Origin of the sequence: Sphingomonas sp. H160509 (genome assembly GCF_024124765.2) — a bacterium.
Classification (GTDB): Bacteria; Pseudomonadota; Alphaproteobacteria; order Sphingomonadales; family Sphingomonadaceae; genus Sphingomonas.
In genome coordinates this window covers 838,225-853,406 of record NZ_JAMXSR020000002.1, presented here as the reverse complement: position 1 = coordinate 853,406, position 15,182 = coordinate 838,225, and the positions used below count along the sequence as shown (strand labels likewise).

At 64.6% G+C, this 15,182-nt stretch carries 13 protein-coding genes, 1 tRNA gene and 2 pseudogenes; 13 read left to right on the top strand and 3 right to left on the bottom strand.

Going from position 1 to position 15,182, the window contains the following annotated elements; all coding sequences use genetic code 11:
• The first annotated feature begins 38 nt into the window (after nt 1-38).
• The 4 genes from NHF48_RS05740 to NHF48_RS05725 all read left to right on the top strand — a co-directional run bounded on the left by NHF48_RS05740 (nt 39) and on the right by NHF48_RS05725 (nt 2,907).
• Nucleotides 39-479, top strand: coding sequence for a host attachment family protein (locus tag NHF48_RS05740; RefSeq protein ID WP_056482080.1), 441 nt, complete (start codon nt 39-41; stop codon nt 477-479).
• Between the two features lie 90 nt (nt 480-569).
• On the top strand, nt 570-1,676 hold the full coding sequence (locus NHF48_RS05735; protein ID WP_253070545.1) for a hypothetical protein: 1,107 nt from the start codon (nt 570-572) through the stop codon (nt 1,674-1,676).
• Nucleotides 1,677-1,987: 311 nt separating this feature from the next.
• Nucleotides 1,988-2,458, top strand: a complete 471-nt coding sequence (gene dksA / locus NHF48_RS05730; RefSeq protein ID WP_253070544.1) for an RNA polymerase-binding protein DksA — start codon at nt 1,988-1,990, stop codon at nt 2,456-2,458.
• Nucleotides 2,455-2,907: a PilZ domain-containing protein gene (locus NHF48_RS05725; RefSeq protein WP_253070543.1), complete on the top strand. Its 453-nt coding sequence runs from the start codon at nt 2,455-2,457 to the stop codon at nt 2,905-2,907. The genes dksA and NHF48_RS05725 overlap by 4 nt, the downstream gene beginning before the upstream one ends.
• 51 nt (nt 2,908-2,958) lie before the next feature.
• Here NHF48_RS05725 and NHF48_RS05720 read toward each other — a convergent pair whose 3' ends face one another.
• Complete coding sequence (locus tag NHF48_RS05720; protein WP_082441033.1) at nt 2,959-3,114, bottom strand: YdcH family protein; 156 nt, start codon at nt 3,112-3,114, stop codon at nt 2,959-2,961.
• A gap of 252 nt (nt 3,115-3,366) precedes the next feature.
• On the opposite strand from NHF48_RS05720, the gene NHF48_RS05715 reads away from it, so the two are divergent.
• The 3 genes from NHF48_RS05715 (at nt 3,367) to NHF48_RS24725 (ending at nt 4,142) form a co-directional block, all read left to right on the top strand.
• Complete coding sequence (locus NHF48_RS05715; RefSeq protein WP_056058507.1) at nt 3,367-3,564, top strand: DUF465 domain-containing protein; 198 nt, start codon at nt 3,367-3,369, stop codon at nt 3,562-3,564.
• A 142-nt stretch (nt 3,565-3,706) separates the two neighbouring features.
• Nucleotides 3,707-4,018, top strand: a complete 312-nt coding sequence (locus NHF48_RS05710; protein ID WP_342454590.1) for a DUF1465 family protein — start codon at nt 3,707-3,709, stop codon at nt 4,016-4,018.
• Complete coding sequence (locus NHF48_RS24725) at nt 3,996-4,142, top strand: hypothetical protein (RefSeq protein ID WP_446741110.1); 147 nt, start codon at nt 3,996-3,998, stop codon at nt 4,140-4,142. The genes NHF48_RS05710 and NHF48_RS24725 overlap by 23 nt, the downstream gene beginning before the upstream one ends.
• A 111-nt stretch (nt 4,143-4,253) precedes the next feature.
• Here NHF48_RS24725 and NHF48_RS05705 read toward each other — a convergent pair.
• A tRNA-Pro gene (locus NHF48_RS05705) sits at nt 4,254-4,330 on the bottom strand.
• A gap of 108 nt (nt 4,331-4,438) precedes the next feature.
• Between NHF48_RS05705 and lepA the strand changes: the two genes are divergently transcribed.
• Complete coding sequence (gene lepA, locus NHF48_RS05700) at nt 4,439-6,259, top strand: translation elongation factor 4 (RefSeq protein ID WP_253070542.1); 1,821 nt, start codon at nt 4,439-4,441, stop codon at nt 6,257-6,259.
• Between the two features lie 335 nt (nt 6,260-6,594).
• Here lepA and NHF48_RS05695 read toward each other — a convergent pair whose 3' ends face one another.
• A complete protein-coding gene (locus NHF48_RS05695; RefSeq protein ID WP_253070541.1) occupies nt 6,595-6,813 on the bottom strand; it encodes a hypothetical protein in 219 nt (72 codons plus the stop codon).
• Nucleotides 6,814-7,118: 305 nt separating this feature from the next.
• On the opposite strand from NHF48_RS05695, the pseudogene NHF48_RS05690 reads away from it, so the two are divergent.
• From NHF48_RS05690 to NHF48_RS05670, 5 genes and pseudogenes are all read left to right on the top strand, one after another.
• Nucleotides 7,119-9,433 (top strand): annotated as a pseudogene (locus NHF48_RS05690) (TonB-dependent receptor).
• A gap of 247 nt (nt 9,434-9,680) precedes the next feature.
• Nucleotides 9,681-13,050: pseudogene (locus NHF48_RS05685) on the top strand (polysaccharide deacetylase family protein).
• Nucleotides 13,051-13,129: 79 nt separating this feature from the next.
• On the top strand, nt 13,130-13,888 hold the full coding sequence (modA, locus tag NHF48_RS05680; protein ID WP_253070540.1) for a molybdate ABC transporter substrate-binding protein: 759 nt from the start codon (nt 13,130-13,132) through the stop codon (nt 13,886-13,888).
• The gene (gene modB, locus NHF48_RS05675) at nt 13,888-14,577 is read left to right on the top strand and encodes a molybdate ABC transporter permease subunit (protein ID WP_253070539.1); all 690 of its coding nucleotides are present in this window, start codon (nt 13,888-13,890) and stop codon (nt 14,575-14,577) included. The genes modA and modB overlap by 1 nt, the downstream gene beginning before the upstream one ends.
• The gene (locus NHF48_RS05670; RefSeq protein WP_253070538.1) at nt 14,567-15,166 is read left to right on the top strand and encodes an ATP-binding cassette domain-containing protein; all 600 of its coding nucleotides are present in this window, start codon (nt 14,567-14,569) and stop codon (nt 15,164-15,166) included. The genes modB and NHF48_RS05670 overlap by 11 nt, the downstream gene beginning before the upstream one ends.
• The last annotated feature ends 16 nt before the right edge of the window (nt 15,167-15,182 follow it).

The window sequence follows — 15,182 nt, the reverse complement described above, 5'->3', positions numbered from 1 at the left end:
TTCACCCCGCATACGCATAGCGAAAAGGAGAGACACGCATGCATCTTCCCCACAACTCCGTCGTGCTCGTCGCGGACGGCCGGAAAATGCTGTTCCTGCGCAACGAGGGGGACGCCGAGTTCCCCAATCTCGTCGTCGAGAAGGCTCAGGAGCAGGACAATCCGGCGACGCGCGACCAGGCGACAGATTCCGCTGGCCGTGCCTCGTCGCCACAGGGCGGTGTGCAGAGTTCGGTAGAGCCGACCGATTTCCACCAGATCGAGGAAGACCGCTTTGCCGCCGACGCGGCCGACTTTCTGAAGACCGGTGCGCTGAAGAACAAATATGACTCGCTGATCGTGATCGCGCCGCCGAAGACGCTCGGCGAACTGCGCAAGCACTACCACAAAGAAGTCACCAGCCGCCTCAAGGGCGAGCTAGACAAGGACCTGACCGGGCACCCGATCAAGGACATCGAGAAGGCCCTCATGAACGCCTGATCGCAGATCAAGAAAAAGGCCCCGTCGGAGGATCTCCGGCGGGGCCTTTCTATGCGAAGTTCCAGAGGTTAAGCTGCAACCGCCTTCGTTTTGGCAAAACGCTTGCGCGCGACGAGCGCTGCCGCTGCCGCACCGAACAGCAACACCATCGGCGGAGCGGGAACGGGTGCCGGCGGACCGCCGCTCGATCCCGTGCTGCCGCTCGAACTTGCGCTGCTCGCGCTCGACGCACTGCTGGCACTGCTTGCGCTCGAACCACTCGATCCGCTCGCGGACGAGCCACTGCTTCCCGACGATCCGGAGCTGCCGGACGATCCGTTCGAGCTCCAGCCGCCGGTCGAGTTCCAGCCGCCGCTGGATCCCCAACCCTTGCTGCTCGATCCATACCCCGACGAACTGCCGCTGCTAGCCGACGACGCGGAGGAGGCCGACGACGCCGACGATGCGCTGCTGGTCGAGGACGACACGTCGCCACTCGATCCGCCCGAGGCCGAAGAGACGTTGCCGCTTGAGCCACCCGATGCGGACGATACGTTGCCGCTCGAGCCACCGGTCGACGAGGTGCTGGAAATGGTCGCGCCACCCGTGCTGGTCGACGATCCGCCGCTCGATGTCGAAGACCCGCCGCTGCTGGTCGACGATCCGCCGGTCGAGGTCGATCCGCCGCTCGACGTCGAGGGAGATGACGATGCTCCCGCTCGATCCGCCGCTGCCACCGAAGCCGCCGCCAAAGCCACCACCGAACCCGCCGCCGAATCCGCCGGGCGTACCGAAGAACCCGCCGCTGCCGCCAACTGCGATCGGGTCCGGACCCGCGCCGCCGCCGCCAATGTAACCGGTGCCGACCGGAACCGGGACGGGCGCCGCGTTCGCGACCGTTACAACGGTCGGCGCACACGTCTGGCGAGTCGTGGTGACGACGCGGCGGACGCGCGGCCGAGTCACGGCTGCAATCTGTGGCCGCGCGACTCGCTTGACCAGGACTCGCTTGGTATTGGCGGTTCGCTGCGGGCGCTCGGCGATATGCACCGCGCCGCCGCCGATCAAAGCGCCACCGCACGCGCACGCGCACAATTTCGCCAGGGCCATCCTCACCGACATATCGTCACTCTTTCGTTGCCGGCACCCTCGTGTTGCCGGATCCCTGTACGCAGTATTCGGAACTGCTATCCGACTAACTGCAAAACAAAGCGTTAAGCGCAAGTGGCTTAACCACATTCCGGATGGTTAAACGAGGATTTACTTATGCGGAAACCAGTGCGTCATCGTTAACGTGCCGGGCTGGGACAAAGTATAGCCCAGGCATCCCGCGAATCCGTCCCGTGCCGAAAAACGCTGACGCGACATCCGCAATCCGGGCGCCGCAATAAAATGTCGGTTTCGGGGCAGAATGCGCAAGCCCTGTCGCTTGTGGTCCCATGCCCCTGAGACTATAGGCGCTTTCACCATTTGGGGGCGGTCCTTGGAAATCAGCGAGGCTGATGCGACGGGGCCAGAGGGAGAGTGGTATGGCGACCGTAATGAATCGTGTGGACGATACCGGGAATTCCAGTCGAGAGGCCGCCAACGACAGCGGTGAAGATGGTTATCGTCCAGACGCGGACGAGCCGTTCATGAGCTTGAAGCAGCAGGCGTATTTCCGCCGCAAGCTTCAGGAGTGGAAGGAATCGATCCTTCGGGAGTCGCAGGAAACGCTGTCGCAGTTGCAGGTCGATTCGCTGCGTGAGGCGGATCTCACCGATCGTGCATCGAGCGAAACCGACTGGTCGATCGAACTGCGCACGCGCGACCGTCAACGCAAACTCGTCTCGAAGATCGAAGCCGCGATCCGGCGGATCGACGAAGGCGAATATGGCTATTGCGAAGTCACCGGCGAGCCTATCAGCCTTGCGCGGCTTGAGGCACGACCGATCGCGACGATGACGGTCGAGGCGCAGGAACGGCACGAGCGTAACGAGAAGGTGTCGCGCGAGTATTGATCGCGCCCACCGACGGGGAAGAGAAAGCTGTGTTCGATCATGGTAAAATCGGTCGCGGCATGAGCATCGACACCGGGTCGCCCGGCGGCAACGAGAACCGCCGGCAGCGGGAGCGGGACAGCTTGCTGCTGGTGGCGCAGGTGCGGATCGGCGACGAGACGACTGCCCGCGAGGCGAGGGTTCGTAATCTGTCCGAGACGGGTTTGATGGCCGAGCTCGCCAAGGTCGTCGATGTCGGGACGCCGGTCACGGTGACGTTGCGTGGAATCGGTGAGGTCGCGGGCACGGTCGCGTGGTGCACCGAGGGGCGGATGGGCATATCGCTTAACGCGCCGATCGATCCCCTGCATGTGCGCAAGCCATCGGGTGCGGCCAAATCCGTGTCGTCATCATATACGGTCAAGGCGTCAGACAGCGCGTACGCCTTGCGCAATCCGAAGCCACTGTAACTCCGGCAAGTAGCTCCCCCGGATCGACCCGGGGAGCGGTATCGGCGACCGTTATACGCTGACGATCTCTTCCTTCAGTCGCAGCTTCTGCTTCTTCAGGCTCGCCAACAGGTTGGCGTCGGGTAGCGGACGGTGCGTTTCGTCGGCGATCCGCTGCTCCAGCACGGCATGCTTGGTTTCCAGGGCTGTCTGATGAGTCGTCTGCACGGTGGGTTGCCTCCTGCATTCGGGTTGGGGAACGGAGTAAACCACTCCGTCATCAAAATGTCTTCATCGGAAACCGACCAAATCGATTGGTCGAACGATTTGGCGCGACGGACCGAACGTGCGCGGTGGGGTCGCGATTCGTCTTGAAGTACGTTTTCGACCCCGGTCCGCCTTGCAGGGACGGTTTCGCACTCGCGCACTGCGCTGCGTTTGCTAAGGGCACCGGATACGACGGCAGCCATCGGGGGACGAGTGGACGACGCGCAGACCAGAGTTCGACTTGATTCATTGCGGATCGAGCATCGCGATCTCGACGACGCGATCGCCGCCCTCGCGCTGGCATCGACGCCCGACCAGTTGCAGATGGCGCGGCTCAAGAAGCGCAAATTGCGGCTTCGCGACGAAATTGCCTCGCTGGAAGACCTGCTGATCCCGGATATTATCGCGTGATTGCAACGTCCTAAACTGGAACGCGCACGTACTGGCGCATTTTGGGACAGGTGATGGTTAGCGGATCGTTAACCTCTCTGGATGACGTCTGGCCGGTGTGCCATTTGTCCAATCGATGACCCACGCCGGCTATGAATCGCGGATGCAGCGCCGCCTGATCGACGCTCTGTATAGCGAGGCGATGCTGCTGGCCGACGAGGCACGGACCTATTTCGACGAAGCCGGTCGGGTGGAACGCGAGGCGCTCGATCCGCTGATCCGGGTCAGCTTCAGTTGCGAGTCGCTCAAGGTGACAACCCGGCTGATGCACGTCATCGCGTGGCTGCTGACGCAACGCGCGGTCCAGGCGGGGGAGTTGCGCCCCCCGCGACGCGCTCGATCCCGCGCGACGCCTGGGCGATGCGCCGATCACCGATGCGGCGCTACTTGCGATGCTGCCGACGCGGGCGCGTGAGATGATCGGGGCAAGCACCGACCTGCATCGACGCGTGGCCCTGATGGATGAGGCGCAGGATATGCCGGCGGTGATCGCGAGCCCCGTTCGGTCGATGCAAAAGCGGATCGCCAGCGCGTTCTAGCACGCTGGGTTTTGTCTCGGCGGCAGGGCGCCCGCTGGGCGGTGCGCGCTTACATCATCACGGAGAGTTTGGTTCGGGGAGGGGGCAAACTCACCCCAATAAAATTGGCAATGGTCGGGGCGATAGGATTCGAACCTACGACCCCTGGACCCCGAGACCAGTGCGCTACCAGACTGCGCCACGCCCCGACAACATTGCCGGTGAGCGCCCTAGCCGCGACATCCCGAACGTTCAAGACAATTATGGAGTGTGTCCGCGATCTATCGCGCACGCGGTGTCGCTGCTAGGAGCGCGCCATGACTCCGCTCGACCGCATCCGCAATTTTTCCATCATCGCCCATATCGACCATGGCAAGTCGACGCTCGCCGACCGGCTGATCCAGGAAACTGGCGGCCTGACCGCGCGCGAAATGTCCGAGCAGGTGCTCGACAACATGGACATCGAGAAAGAGCGTGGGATCACGATCAAGGCGCAGACCGTGCGTCTCGCGTACAAAGCCAAGGACGGTCTCGATTACGTCCTCAACCTTATGGATACGCCGGGACACGTCGACTTCGCCTACGAGGTAAGCCGCAGCCTGGCCGCGTGCGAAGGCGCTCTGCTGGTGGTCGATGCGGCGCAGGGCGTCGAGGCGCAGACGCTCGCCAACGTCTACCAGTCGATCGAGCACGACCACGAGATCGTGCCCGTCATCAACAAGATCGATCTGCCCGCCGCCGAGCCCGAGAAGGTACGCAAGGAAATCGAGGACGTGATCGGCATCGACGCGTCCGAGGCGGTGCTCGCGTCGGCCAAGTCCGGGATCGGCATCGTCGAGATCCTCGAGGCGATCGTCACCAAGATCCCGCCGCCCAGCGGCGACCCGGAGGCGCCGCTGAAGGCGATGCTCGTCGACAGCTGGTACGATCCGTATCTCGGCGTCGTCATCCTGGTGCGCGTGATCGACGGCGTCCTGAAGAAGGGCCAGCAGATCAAGTTCATGCAGACCGGGACAATGCACCTGGTCGACCGCGTCGGCTGTTTCCGTCCGAAGATCGAGCAGCTGACCGAGCTCGGCACCGGCGAGATGGGCTTCATCACCGCGCAGATCAAAGAGGTCGCGCAGACCCGCGTCGGCGACACGATCACCGATGCCAAGCGGCCTGCGCTCGAAGCGCTCGCGGGCTTCAAGGAAGTCCAGCCGGTCGTGTTCTGCGGGATGTTCCCGGTCGATGCCGCAGAGTTCGAGAAGCTGCGCGAGAGCATCTCGAAGCTGCGCCTTAACGATGCGAGCTTCTCGTTCGAGATGGAGACATCGGCCGCACTGGGCTTCGGCTTCCGTTGCGGGTTCCTCGGGCTGCTCCATCTGGAGATCATCCAGGAGCGCCTGACCCGCGAATACGACGTCGACCTGATCACCACCGCGCCGTCCGTCGTATACGAGATCGAGCTGACCCACCCCGATCCGTCCGGCACGACGCATATCGAGCTGCACAACCCCGCCGACATGCCCGAGCCGAACAAGATCGCGACGATCAGCGAGCCGTGGATCGAGGCGACGATCTACGTCCCCGACGAGTATCTCGGCAGCGTCCTGAAGCTCTGTCAGGACCGCCGCGGCATCCAGAAGAACCTGACCTATGTCGGCGGTCGCGCGCAGGCGACCTACGAGCTGCCGCTGAACGAAGTCGTGTTCGATTTCTACGATCGGTTGAAGTCGATGTCCAAGGGCTATGCCAGCTTCGATTATCACCAGATCGGCTACCGCGAGGGCCACCTCGTCAAGATGGGCATCCTCGTCAACGAGGAGCCGGTCGACGCGCTGAGCATGATCGTCCACCGCGGCACCGCCGAAGTGCGCGGCCGCGGCATGGTCGAGCGGCTGAAGGAGCTGATCCCGCGCCATCTGTTCAAGATCCCGATCCAGGCGGCGATCGGCGGCAAGGTGATCGCGCGCGAGACGATCAGCGCGATGCGCAAGGACGTAACCGCGAAGTGTTACGGTGGCGACGCTAGCCGCAAGAAGAAGCTTCTGGAAAAGCAGAAGAAGGGCAAGCTGAAGATGCGCGAATACGGCTCGGTCAGCATCCCGCAGGAGGCGTTCATTGCCGCGCTGAGGATGGGCGACGACGCGTAGGCGTCCGAGGCTAAACGGCGCAGCAGCTTAGCCGTGGTCCATCGCCAAGCCGGACGGCGACAGACCAAGCGTGTACTCGGTCATGTCGTTCGATTACGCGGCTTTGCCGTGGCGCAGCTTAGGCTGAGTTCGAAAGCCAGTTCGCTCTTCCTTGTTCTTCCGCGAAGGCGGGAGCCCAGTCTGGGTCCCCGCCTTCGCGGGGAAACATGCTACCACTGTGTGCGGCGATCGACGTCGAACCTTTCCGCCGTGGAGGAGCGACGACGTTGAAACACTCGTCAACCCAAACCCCGAATGCCTACCCGCGCTGGAACGGCGCATCACCGCGGTCGCCGTCACTCGTACGTCGCGACCCCAAACGCGATGTAGCCGATGCACAGGATAATCCGCGTTAGCCACGCCGCTTCGCCGTGCAGTACGACACTCGCTGCAATCGCGGCGATAAATGCCGCCATGATCGCCCAAGCCTGCCAGGCAAAAGGGAACGGGAAGATGCCGCCCGTCGCACTGGGCTCGAACCAACCCGAACGCCGAATGGTCAGCCAAAATCGCATCACGAAGTCCATAGGGCGAAGCTAGCATGGCGTTTCCGCTTCCTGCCATCGGCAAAAATATCGCACCGTGTCGCAAACCTGCAATCACCCAAAACGCCGTAACCAACTGTCATCATACCAACACATTCCCGGCCTAACCGCCCAACCGGGGAGTGAGCGTCGCGAGGCGTCGTCGGGCCGTCCGGGGAGGGCGGTCGATGGCGCGTAGCGACGTTGCGTATTGGGATGTGCGGCCGGTCGTCAGGGACGCCGCCGCACTATTGGGGAATATCATCTTGAAGATTTCGGTCGTTAAGTCGGCGTTGATGCTCGGCGTCGCGTTTGGTTCGGTTGTGGGTGGCTCGGCTGCGTTCGCACAGGCCGCGCCGGTCCAGGATGAGGCCCAGGCTGGGCAGGCCGCTCCCGAGGAAGGCTTGGACGATATCGTCGTCACCGCCGAGCGCCGCTCGGAAAACCTCCAGAAGGTGCCGCTCTCGGTCGGCGTCGCGTCGGGCGATGCACTGCGCGCCTATACCGCAGGCGGCGACGACACGCTGCTCGCGCTGTCGGGTCGCGTCCCCGGCCTGTACGTTGAATCGACCACCGGCCGTATCTTCCCGCGCTTCTATATCCGCGGCCTCGGCAATATCGATTTCTACCTCGGTGCATCGCAGCCGGTCACGATCATCCAGGACGACGTGATCCTCGAGCATGTCGTGCTGAAGTCGAACCCGGTGTTCGACGTCCGCCAAGTCGAAGTCCTGCGTGGTCCGCAAGGGTCGCTGTTCGGGCGCAACACCACCGCCGGCATCATCAAGTTCGACACGAACAAGCCGACCAACGACTTCGAGAGCCGCGCATCGGCCTCGGTCGGCAGCTATGGCAGCGTCAGCCTCGATGCGGGCGTTGGCGGTCCGCTGATCAAGGACCTCCCTCTCGATCCGCTTGTCGACGCTGCTCCAGCACCGCTCGGATTACATCGATAACGCCTATGCCGGTGTAAGCCAGGACAGCACCGCGACGCCGCGCAAGGACGCGATGGGTGGCTTCGACGATCGCAACGTCCGCGTACAGCTTGCGCTGACACCGGGCGAGCGCTTCACCCTCGACCTGTCGGGCCACGCGCGCTGGTATGACGGCACCTCGACGTTGTTCCACCGCGGCGCGCTCAAGAAGGGTTCGAACGACGTCTCCGCCGAGCCGCGCAATACCGTGTCGCTCGACGAGGGTAACGACAACCCGCAGAGCTACAACACCTATGGCGGCTCGGCGCGTGCGTCGTATGACTTCGGTCCGGCCACGTTGACCTCGATCACCGCATACGAGACCACGTCCGGGTTCAGCCGCGGCGATACCGATGGTGGTGCGGGCGCGAACTTCCCGGTCCGCGGCGTCGCCAACGGCTTCGGCCAGTCGCAGGGCCAGATCCGCGATCTCGATCAATGGTCGCAGGAAGTGCGCGTTGCCGGCACCCCCGGTGGCCGTTTCAACTGGCAGCTCGGAGGCTTGTACTTCGACAACCGCGACATCACCGACTTCTATCAGCGGACGTTCTTCCTGACGACGGCGGCGCGCAATCCCAACAACTGGGTGCGGTTGCATGACGTCAACACCTCGTGGGCGGGCTTCGGCCAGGTCAGCTACGAGCTGATGGACAAGTTGACGGTAACGCTTGGCGGCCGCATCACCGAGGACAAGAAGCGTACGCAGTTGCTGAAGACCGTGCAGAATGCGGCTGGCGTCAATCAGTATCCGACCAACTTCCGCCGCGACGTCACGCTCAAGTCGACCAAGCCGAGCTGGGATGCGAGCATCCTGTACCAGGCGAACCCCGACATCAGCCTGTATTCGCGCGTCGCCCAGGGCTTCCGCGGACCGACGATCCAGGGTCGTTCGGCGGTGTTCAACTCCGACTTCTCGACCGCGAACTCGGAGACGATCCTGTCGTGGGAGACGGGGATCAAGACGCGTCTGCTCGACAATACGCTGACGCTCAACGCCACGGTGTTCGGCTACCGCGTCAACGATATCCAGCTCAACGGCAACGACGTCAACGGCAACGGCATCTTGTTCAACGGCAACAAGGCCGAGGCGTACGGCATGGAAGCCGAGGCCAATTGGAAGCCGGTACCGAACCTCACGCTGGGCGCCGGCCTTAGCCTGTTGCACAGCGCGATCCGCGACAAGACGACCGAGGTGCAGATCTGCGCGCTCAACAACGTCGTGGTCTGCACGCCCTCGGCGCCGGTGCGCGCGGTTCCCGGCGCTTTCGGTACGACGTATCTGGTCAAGATCGACGGCGAGCCGCTGCCGAATGCGCCGGAATACAATGTCGACCTGACCGCGCGCTACGATCAGCCGCTCGGCAATGGCGGTCGCGCGTTCATCGCGGGTGACTTCAACATCCAGGGCTACACGCAGTTCGTGCTGTACAAGACCAAGGAGTTCACCGCGAACGGCAACTTCGAGGGGCGGCCTGAAGATCGGTTATGCGGCGCCGGACGATGCCTATGAGCTGGCGGTATTCGCCCGTAACATCACCGGCGAGAAGAACCTCAAGGGCGTGATCGAGAACTACATGGCGGCGGTATTCAACGAACCGCGGATCATCGGTGTGTCGCTCAGCGGTAAGTTCCGTTGATCTGACCTCCCCCCCTCCCGCAAGCGGGAGGGGGCGGGGTGCGCTCGCGCTATCGTCAAGCGCAGCAGGTGTTAGGGCGGGGCGCCCACCCCTCGGTCCCCTCCCGCACGGGGAGGGGATGCAGGGAGTTCGACGTCGCTACCTAACGCCCGCGTGACGCATTTTTCAGCAGCGTGGGCGCAAATGGCATTGTAGCGCAACGTTGCGGCGAGTTGCCGTTTGCCTTCGGCCGGTTGATACTCGCTCCATGTCGCTCAATCCCGTATTCTATGATGCAAGCGGCCGTCGTCGTCGGCGGTTCACCTTTGGCGTCGCGGCGTTCATCGCGCTGCTGCTGCTGTCGATCGCGATGTTCGCCGTCTCGATCGGCGCGGTACCGACTGCGCCGCTGCTCCCGATAGAGCCCGAGCATCCCGCGCTCCACAAGCTGCCCGCACCGCGCGGCGGCATCCTCCGCGAGACTAGGCGCGACCTGAATTACTACGCCAAGCAACTGTTCGGGACGAGCGCGGCCAAGCCCGGTGTCGGCAACGGCGCCAACCCGCCGCTCGCGATCGCCTTCCACGCGCCGTGGGACGAGGCGAGCACGGCGAGCCTCGCGCGGCACGTCGAACAGCTTGACTGGCTGATTCCCGGCTGGGTCTCGATCACCGGCAAGGATCACCACATCACCGTGTTTCGCGACCAGGCCGGGCGCGACATCCTCAACAAGGCGGTCCACCGGCCGATGATCCTGCCGATGGTGCAAAACGCGGTCGACGGAAACTGGGACGGCGCTGGTAGTGCCGCGCTGTTCGCCGATCCGAAGGCGCGTGCGGCTTTTCTCGACAAGCTGGTGCCGTTCCTCAGCGCGAACCATGCCGGCGGCGTGTTCTACGATTTCGAGGACCTGCCCGCATCGGCGCAGCCGAATTACCGCGCCTTCCTCGCCGAAACGCGCGCGCGGTTCGCGCCGCGCGGTTGGGTCGTCGCGATCGCAGCCCCGGTTGCCAACCCCGACTGGAGCCTGCCCGCCTACGCCAAGGTGACCGACAAGGTCTTCCTGATGGCCTATGACGAGCACGAGACGAGCGGCGCACCCGGCCCGATCGCGTCGCAACGCTGGTTCGCGCGCATGGTCGCCGACGCTGCGCGTGGCATCCCCCCCGCCAAGTTGGTCGTGGCGATCGGCTCCTACGCGTATGACTGGCACGCAGGCGCGGATAGCGGCAACGGCGATGCGCTCGATGTCGAGGAGGCATGGCAGGCCGCGGCGGACTCGGGGACGGTCCCGACCTTCGACAAGACCAGCGGCAACAGCAGTTTCGCCTATTCCGAGGGCGGGGTGCAGCATCAGGTCTGGCTGCTCGACGCGGCGTCGGCGTACAACCAGATCGCGTTCCTGCAAAAGGCGGGCCTGGGCAGCGTCGCGCTGTGGCGTCTCGGCTCGGAGGACCCGGGGCTCTGGTCGATCTGGGGCCGCGATCATCGCAAACTGCCGATCCCCGATGCCATCGATAACATGCCGGCCGGGACCAATGTCGATATCGAGGGCAGCGGCGAAATCCTCAAGATCGCCGCCGAACCCGTCACCGGTATCCGCGACGCGGTGCCGGCGAAGGACGGCACGATCGCCGACGTCAATTTCACGCGGATGCCGTCGCCGTACGTCGTCGTGCGGACCGGCTATCGCCCGAAACAGCTGGCGCTGACGTTCGACGACGGCCCCGATCCCGAATGGACGCCGCAAATCCTCGACGTGCTAAAGCGCGAGCACGCGCCCGCGACGTTCTTCGTCATCGGTGAGAACGCGCTCACCGAACGGCCGCTTCTCCAGCGGATGGTCGACGAAGGCCATGAGATCGGCAGCCACACCTACACGCATCCCAACCTCGCCAACGTATCGCAGCGGCAGGTGAAGTACGAGCTGAACACCACGCAGCGGCTGTTCCAGGCGTTCACCGGGCGCTCGCTCCGGCTGTTCCGCGCACCCTATTTCGGCGATGCCGAGCCGAGCACCGCGGACGAGATCCTGCCCGCGCTCGAGGCGCAGCAGCGCGGCTATATCTCGGTCGGTCTTCACGTCGATCCCGACGACTGGAAGCGGCCCGGTGTGCAGGCGATCATCGACCGGACCATTGCGGGCGTCGAGGCGGGCAATCCCGAGCGCAGCGGCAACGTCATCCTGCTCCACGACGCCGGTGGCAACCGCGCGCAGACCGTCGCCGCACTTCCGATCATCATCGAGCGGTTGCGGGCGATGGGCTACAGCTTCGTCCCCGTCTCTACCCTCGCCGGGCTGTCGCGCAACCAGTCGATGCCGGTGATCTCGTCGAGCGACCGTGTTGCCGCGGTGGCCGACCTCGCGCTGTTCAGCACGCTCGGCGGCATCGTCGTCGCGCTCCGCTGGATCTTCGGCATCGCGATCACGATCGGCATTTTGCGCGCCCTGGCACTTTCCGCGCTGGCGCTGATCCAGGCACGTCGCGAGTTGAAGACGGTGTTCCCGGCGATCGATCCGTCGCGGTTCGTGACGGTAATGATCCCGGCATTCAACGAGGAGCGCGTGATCGTCCGCGCCGTGGAGGGCGTGCTGGCGTCGAACGATGTCGCGATCGAGGTGATCGTCATAGACGACGGATCGAGCGACGGCACCAGCCGCGTGGTCGCCGAGGCGTTCGCCGGCGACGACCGCGTTCGCCTGCTGACGCTGGAGAATGGCGGCAAGGCGCGCGCGCTCAACCGCGGGCTCGAACTGGCGCGCGGCGAGATCGTGATTGCGCTCGACGCCGATACGCAGTTCGAACCGATGACGATCGCCCGTCTTGCGCGCTGGTTCGATGATCCGAAGCTCGGCGCGGTCGCGGGTAACGCGAAGGTAGGCAACCGCGTCAATCTGATCACCAAATGGCAGGCGCTCGAATACATCACCGCGCAGAATCTCGAACGCCGCGCGCTCGCGCGACTGAACGCAATGACCGTCGTGCCGGGCGCGGTCGGCGCATGGCGGCTGGAGGCGGTCCGCAGCGTTGGCGGCTATCCCGACGATACGCTCGCCGAGGACCAGGACCTCACGATTGCGATCCAGCGCCATGGTTGGAAGGTGCAATACGATCAGTTCGCGATCGCCTGGACCGAGGCGCCCGAGACGATGCGTGCACTTGCCAAACAGCGCTTCCGCTGGGCGTTCGGGACGTTGCAGTGTCTCTACAAGCACCGCTCGGCGATCGGCCGGTCGCAGCCGCGTGGGCTTGGCTGGGTCGGTTTGCCGCAGGCGATCGTGTTCCAGATCGTGCTCGCGTCGATCTCGCCGATCATCGATCTCGCGCTGCTAGTCAGCTTCGCGTCAACGTATCTTGCGGTGCAGGCGCATGGCTGGGAGCAGACGAGCCACGACGTCTATACGATGCTCGCCTATTGGCTGATCTTCACCGCGATCGACCTGCTCGCCGCCACGATCGCGCTTTGCCTTGGAGCGCAAGGAGCGCTGGCGGCTGCTCTGGCTGCTGATCCCGCAGCGGATCGGCTACCGTCAGGTGATGTACTACGTCGTCCTGAAGGCGATCGCGCAGGCGTTGCGCGGACCGCTGGTCGGCTGGGGTAAGCTGGCGCGCACCGGGCGGGTCACGGCGAACTAGGCGCGCAACGTATCGAACCGGCTGGCGTTATGGCCCGGCGCTATATATCGGTACGCGCAGAGATCGAGGGGTAGGTGGCATGCGGTATCTGACGTCGGCGGTGGTGATGGCGGCAAGTCTCGGGGCGACGGGTGCCCAGGCACAAAAACGTCCGCCGCTGTTGCTCGCTGCCGCGTCGTTGCAGGAGTCGCTGACTGCCGCCGCCGATGCATGGGCGAAGAAGGGGCACGTGAAGCCGACGATCTCGTTCGCGGCATCGTCGGCACTCGCGCGGCAGGTCGAATCCGGTGCGCCGGCGGATTTGTTCGTGTCGGCGGACGAGGACTGGATGAACGAACTCGCGGCGAAGAACCTGATCGTCACCAGCACCCGCGTCACGTTCCTCGGCAACCGCCTCGTCGTCGCGGCTCCAGCGGGTAGCAAGGTGCGGATCCCGGTGCGCCCGCCGGCTGCGCTCGTTCGCGTACTGACCGCCGGGCCGTTGGCCATTGCGGATACCGCCGTGCCCGCCGGAAAATACGGGCAGGCATCGCTGGAAAAGCTCGGCGTCTGGGCGCAGGTGTCGCCGAAGGTGGTGCGCGCTGAGAATGTACGCGCGACGCTGGCGCTGGTCGAGCGTGGCGCGGCGCCGCTCGCGATTGTCTACGCCACCGATGCCAAGGCGTCGCCCAAGGTTCGGATCGCCGGGGTGTTCCCGGAAGCAACGCACCCTGCGATCACCTATCCGATCGCGCGGCTGAAGACGTCGACGAACCCGGAGGCCGAGGGTTTCCGCCGCTTCCTCGTCTCGCCCGCGGGCAAGGCGATCTTCGTCCGCTACGGGTTCTCCGCGCGCTAGTGCTCGACGCGACCGAATGGGGGATCGTCGCGCTGTCGTTGAAGGTCGGCGGCGTCGCGATGGCGGTGACTTTGCCGATCGCGTTCGCGCTGGCGTGGCTACTCGCGCGCGTCCGCTTTCCGGGGAAAGTCGTCGTCGATGCGGCGATCCATCTACCGTTGGTCGTGCCGCCGGTCGTCACCGGTTGGCTGCTGTTGCTGGCGTTCGGTCCCAATGGTCCGATCGGCGCGTGGCTGCAGGACTGGTTCGGGGTGACGGTCCTGTTCCGCTGGACGGGCGCGGCAATTGCGGCGGGCGTCATGGCGCTGCCGTTGATGGTCCGTGCGATGCGGATCTCCATCGAAGCGGTCGACCGACGGCTCGAGAATGCGGCGCGTACGCTGGGTGCGGGGCCGTGGCGCGTGTTCTGGACGCTGACGTTGCCGCTCAGCATCCCCGGCGTGCTGGCCGGCGCGGTGCTCGGCTTCGCGCGATCGATCGGCGAGTTCGGCGCGACGATCACCTTCGTTTCCAACGTACCCGGCGAGACGCAGACCTTGCCGCTAGCGATCTACTCCGCGCTCCAGCAACCCGGTGCCGATGCCCTTGTGTGGCGATTGTCGTGTGTATCCGTGGGCTTGTCGCTGATGGCTCTGATCGCGTCGGAGCTGTTGACGCGCCGTGCAGGCCGGGGTCTCCATGTCCTTTGAGATCGATATAGAGAAGCGCCTCGGCGATACGCAGGTATCGCTGACGCTGGAGGCCGGCCAGGGCGCAACGGTGCTGTTCGGCCCGTCGGGCGCCGGCAAGTCGAGCGTGCTCAACATGGTCGCCGGGCTACTCCGCCCCGACCGCGGTCGAATCGCGGTCGATGGCGAAACGCTGTTCGGTGACGGCGTGGACGTACCACCCGAGCGCCGGAAAGCCGGATATGTCTTTCAGGAAGCTCGATTATTCCCGCACATGCGCGTGCGCGCGAACTTGCTGTACGGCGTCCGCGGCGAAGCGGAGCGGTTCGAGGATATAATCGGTTTTCTTGGCATCGATCACCTGCTCGATCGCTGGCCGCGCACGCTCTCCGGCGGCGAAGCGCAGCGAGTGGCGATCGGCCGGGCGCTGCTCAGCCAACCGCGCTTCCTGTTGCTCGACGAACCGCTGTCGTCGCTCGATCGTGCGCGCCGCGAGGAGATCATGCTGGCGATCGAGCATGTTCGCGACGTGCTCAAGCTTCCGATCCTGATGGTCACGCACGACCCTGAAGAGGCCGAGCGGATCGGAAACAGGGTCGTGCGGATGTAGCTTCGCGGACGAGCAA